This is a genomic window from Clostridium sp. (assembly GCF_021443865.1).
Taxonomy (GTDB): Bacteria; Bacillota; Clostridia; order Clostridiales; family Clostridiaceae; genus Clostridium.
Genome location: NZ_JABUTB010000124.1, coordinates 1 through 4,887, shown reverse-complemented (window position 1 = coordinate 4,887; position 4,887 = coordinate 1). Strand labels below are relative to the sequence as shown.

The window sequence follows — 4,887 nt, the reverse complement described above, 5'->3', positions numbered from 1 at the left end:
CTTTCAAACCTTGTAAAGGTAAAGTTGTATATGCAACATTTGAAAATGATTATTGGAAGTTAGATGGTTCTTTTGTAATTCCACCAAAAAATACTGAAAGGGGTTTTGAAGTAGGATGGTGGAGTAATAACATTTGTGATAATAATGGTATTTTTAATAACGAAAGTATAACAATAACCTTTAATAAACCCCATAGTAGCGTAGGTTTAACAATAGCTTTTGATATAAGAACAAATGAATATGCAAGGGATTTTGATATTAAGGTTTATAAGTTAGATGGAATCTTAATTAACACTTATTCAATAATAGACAATACAGAAGCTTTATATACTTTCGATACACCTATTAGTAATTATGGTAAGGTTGTTATTATAATAAAAAAATGGTGTTCAGGAAATAGAAGAGCTAGGATTAAAAATATTGATTTTGGCATTATTAAGCAATATCAAGATGGAGAATTAATAAACATGAATATTATCGAACAGGTCGATATATTAAGCGATACAGTACCAAGTAATGAAATTAAATTTACTATAGATAATAGTAGCAAAGCTTTTAATATTTTAAATCCTAATGGTGTTTATTCCTATCTTCAAGAAAGACAAGAAGTTAAAGCAGAGATTGGAATTGTCTTAGAGAATAATAATATAGAGTATATTCCAATGGGAAAGTATTATTTGTGTGATTGGCAGACAGATGATAACTCAATTACAGCAAGTTTTACGGCCAGAGATATATTAAATAATTTAGAAGATGAACCATATACAATATTTAATGGTGGAACATTGTTTAATATTGCAAAGAGTATTTTAAGTGTTGCTGGAATAACTGATTATAAAATAGATGAAAAGTTAAAAATTATTAATTCACAAGGGTTTAAAGAAAAATTAAGTTGCAAAAAAGCACTCCAATATGTTGCATTAGCTAGTAAGAGTGCTATATGGCAAGATAGATATGGAAATCTAATAATAAGACAAGTTGAAACATTAGATGCAAGTATAAACTATATGGTTTTTTGTGGAATGGATGGAGTATTTTGTGGAAGTTCTATACTAGAGGTTAATAATCAATTTGATATAAAAAATATTAGATTAGATAATTCCTATAATGTTCCTAAAATTAGATTAGATAATCCAGTAAAATATTTAACAATTGTATTATCTAATAAAACTGAGATTGTATTTAATAACTCTAATGTATTAAATGGTGTTAGCTATAAAATAGAAAATCCATTAATAAATACTGAAGCACAAGCAACTGAAATAGCTAAATGGATATTTCAAGAAATGAACTTAAGAGCTGCATATGAGGTGAACTGGAGACAAAATCCTTGTTTAGAATGTGGAGATATAGTGCTTATTGAAGATGGATTTAATAGTAACAAACAAAGTAAAATAATAAAGCAAGAGTTTAACTACAATGGATACTTATCTGGTAAAACAGAAAGTAAAGGTGGGGTATAATGTATTCATTTTGTGGGATGGATAATACTTTTTGTAATAATACTACAGTAGAGCTATGTAATGCTATATTAGTACCAGTTATTTTAAATATAAGTATGTTACCTAATCCTGTTAATCAAAATACTTCTTTAAGTTTAAGTGTAAGTATTATCGAAAAGGAGTTTGTTCAAGAAACTTTAATAAGCTATTGTGGAACATTAAATTGTGGGCAAGATTTAATTTTATAAAATGAAGGAGGTAAGTTAATGGCAATTAGTACTGTACGAATACAGATTAATGGTACTTGGTATGACTTAACATATAATAGTAGCACTGGAAAGTATGAAAAAACAATTACTGCTCCTAACACTACATCATATAATGTTAATTCAGGACATTATTATGCTGTAACTGTAGAAGCAACTAATAGCGCTGGTACAAAAGTAACAGCAAATGATAATACTGCGAATATAGGTAATAGCCTAAAACTAATTGTAAAAGAAAGAGTAAAACCAACAATAAGTATAACTTCGCCAGGTAGTGGTGCTTTTGTAAGCAATGCCAATCAACCAATTGTATTCCAGGTTAGGGATGAAAGTGGAGGTTCAGGAGTAGATATATCTAAATTAGTTCTAAAAATAGATGGAGGAGCAGCTATAACAAATCTATCAGCTGGAATGGTATGTACACAAGTTGCAAATGGCTATGATTGCACTTATACACCACAAAGTTCTTTAGCTGATGGTTCACATACAGTTACTATAGATATAAGTGACTTTGATGGTAATAGCGCTGTACAAGCTAGCAGAACATTCAAAATAGATACTGTTCCACCAGTACTTAATATTAGTAGTCCAGCAAATAATCTAATAACAAATAATAAGTCATTAGTTATACAAGGTACCACGAATGATGCAACTAGTACTACAGTAACAATAAATATAAAACTTAACAATGTGGATCAAGGAGTTGTACCAGTTACTTCTGGAAGTTTTACTAAGACTATAACATTAATAGAAGGAGCTAATACAATTGTTATTACTGCGACAGATCAGGCAAATAAAACTACATCAACAACATTAAATGTTACAGCTGATACAAGTATTCCTGTTATTTCAGGTGTTACTATTACACCGAACCCAGCTGATGCAGGAGCAACAATGGTAATTAGTATCACGGTGACAGGATAATGAATGAACAAATAAGTATTAGGTTAACATCTGATGTTTCATATATTAATGGTACTGTAAATAATGTTTCTGCAACTTTTACACTTACTTCTGAAAATACATGGAGCGCAACAGTACCAAAGTCGAGGGATGGTAAATATTTAATAAATATTACTGTTTATAAAAACTCTGGAGTATCATATTCCTATATAACAACTTTATATAGAGGATATGAGTTAATACCTTGTAAAACTAATTGGAGTAAGGATGATTATTACAATTACGATGATTTAAATAGAGTTGAGTGTAATATAAATTATATTGCTGATACTATTGCAACATTTAGAGATAGGTCTATATTACAAGGTGTGAAAGTAGATAGAAATAATACCAGCATAGAGTTTTCAGAGAGTCTAAATAGGATAGAAAGTAATATACAAAGTATATGCGATAGTTTTCATACTCCAGTAGGGTTTTTAGGTACTAAAACGGATTGGAGAAGTGGACAATATTTCGATTATAAAGAAGCAAATAGGCTGGAGGATAATATAGAAAAAATATATAAATTAGTAGTAAGCACCATTAATGCATTTAAGTATTGTGGTGCTTTTACTTGTGGAGGAGATGGTATATAAATGGCTTATGTAAAAACATTATGGAAAGATAGAACAGTCCAAAACCCTAGAGATTATACAATGGTGAATAATCCAGATGGTACAGTAACTTTAACACCTGCACCAGGTACAGTAACAGAACAAGGTACACCAATTACTGCTGCTACTATGAATAATATTGAACAGGGAATATTTAATAATGAAGCATTAATAGGTGAATTGACGAATGAAATATCTAAATCTACAAATGGATGGTGGAAGGATAAGAAAACAGGATTTATGATACAGTGGTGCGAAGTTGATGCTAATTTAACAGCATCTCAATCTGTTGAAGTTGCAGTTACAATGCCACTCGGATTTAACAGTGGAGGAGCAATGGGGTGGGCAAATTGTATTTCGAATGTACTAGGTGCGAGATATATAACTACTAATGTTACAGTTGTAAATTCATTATTGGGTAGTGGTATTGCAAGAGTGTATGCAAGTCAACCAGTAAATGCAACAATGAGATTAAAAATATTCATGATAGGGTGGTAGAAATGACAAGATATTACTTGAGAATAGCAAATAATGATTTTGGTTTTAAACTTGAAGGAACAACTGACATAATTGAAACTGACATACAAATTACTAAAAGTGATTATGAGTATTGGAAGGATAATAACGGAACAAAGAATTTTAGATTAAAAGAAATACCAACTGGAACAGGATTATTTGATTATATAGAAGAATATATACCAGAAGTAGTTGAATCAATACAAGAGCCAGGACAAGACGAATTTAATTTAGATATAGAATATAGATTAACTAAATTAGAGTTAGGAGTGTAGAAATATGACTTATAGATTATGTGTAACAGTAATAAACAAAGGAACTTATGGAACAAAGGAAGAAATGTCAGAGAAATTAGATATATTTCTTTTAAATAATAGAATTAGTCAAGTTGAATATAACGAGTTAGTTGAATTATTAAATAATAAATAATCTAAAATTCAATTATTTGCCATGAATAATAGAGATAAGAAATTACAAATACTAAGATTGCACTCAAAAGTATAAAGTAATATCTTATCTCAATTTTATGTATAAAGAGAAAATCTCTTTATTTATATTATGGGGATTTAAATTAATTTTATACTCTATTTAGTTAATTTTTATTATTTTTTAGAAGAAGGTGTAGAATGAATGAAATAACAACATTATTTAATACATTTGTTTTCCCAGTAGCTTTATGTATTTTATTAATATGGTTTATGTATAAAAAGATATGGCCAAGGATTGAAATGACATTGGATAGAGTTACAAGAACAAATGAGGAATTAAGTACAAGTAATAGGATATTAACAGAGAATTTAGTTAAAAAAGTGGACCATATGGATTTTAAGGTAAATTCTATGGACAATAAATTAGATAAAGTTTTAAATGAAAAAGGAGAGATGTAAAAATGGATAATTTATTAACTTTCATTCCAGAAAATTTAATGATTTTGGTAGCTGCTATTTATGTAATGGGTGTATTTCTTAAGAAGCTAGAAAGAGTAAAAGATAATTATATTACAGTAATACTTATGTTATTTGCTATAACTTTTGCAGTTCTTTTAAATCTAATTAATGGACAATATAAAGTAATTTATGAAGCTGCTATAAATGCAATACTTCAAGG

9 protein-coding genes are annotated in these 4,887 nt (G+C 28.8%); all 9 read left to right on the top strand.

The genetic code is table 11. The features are described from left to right. Positions 1–1,463: hypothetical protein (locus HUJ77_RS14550; protein WP_291709860.1), on the top strand; the 1,463-nt coding region annotated here is incomplete at its 5' end. Continuing rightward, complete coding sequence (locus HUJ77_RS14545; RefSeq protein ID WP_291709858.1) at positions 1,463–1,690, top strand: hypothetical protein; 228 nt, start codon at positions 1,463–1,465, stop codon at positions 1,688–1,690. The genes HUJ77_RS14550 and HUJ77_RS14545, both read left to right, overlap by 1 nt. A gap of 18 nt (positions 1,691–1,708) precedes the next feature. After that, complete coding sequence (locus HUJ77_RS14540; protein ID WP_291709855.1) at positions 1,709–2,632, top strand: Ig-like domain-containing protein; 924 nt, start codon at positions 1,709–1,711, stop codon at positions 2,630–2,632. Further along, positions 2,632–3,246, top strand: a complete 615-nt coding sequence (locus HUJ77_RS14535) for a hypothetical protein (RefSeq protein ID WP_291709854.1) — start codon at positions 2,632–2,634, stop codon at positions 3,244–3,246. Before HUJ77_RS14540 ends, HUJ77_RS14535 begins: the two co-directional genes overlap by 1 nt. Continuing rightward, the gene (locus tag HUJ77_RS14530) at positions 3,247–3,762 is read left to right on the top strand and encodes a hypothetical protein (protein WP_291709852.1); all 516 of its coding nucleotides are present in this window, start codon (positions 3,247–3,249) and stop codon (positions 3,760–3,762) included. It begins immediately after the preceding gene. A gap of 2 nt (positions 3,763–3,764) precedes the next feature. Next, on the top strand, positions 3,765–4,055 hold the full coding sequence (locus tag HUJ77_RS14525) for a hypothetical protein (protein ID WP_291709850.1): 291 nt from the start codon (positions 3,765–3,767) through the stop codon (positions 4,053–4,055). 4 nt (positions 4,056–4,059) lie between these two features. Next, entirely contained in the window at positions 4,060–4,209 is a 150-nt protein-coding gene (locus HUJ77_RS14520) for a hypothetical protein (RefSeq protein WP_291709848.1), read from the top strand. Positions 4,210–4,406: 197 nt separating this feature from the next. Further along, positions 4,407–4,667, top strand: a complete 261-nt coding sequence (locus HUJ77_RS14515) for a hypothetical protein (RefSeq protein ID WP_291709846.1) — start codon at positions 4,407–4,409, stop codon at positions 4,665–4,667. 2 nt (positions 4,668–4,669) lie between these two features. Then, a partial coding sequence (locus HUJ77_RS14510; RefSeq protein ID WP_291709842.1) for a phage holin family protein occupies positions 4,670–4,887 on the top strand: 218 nt, incomplete at its 3' end.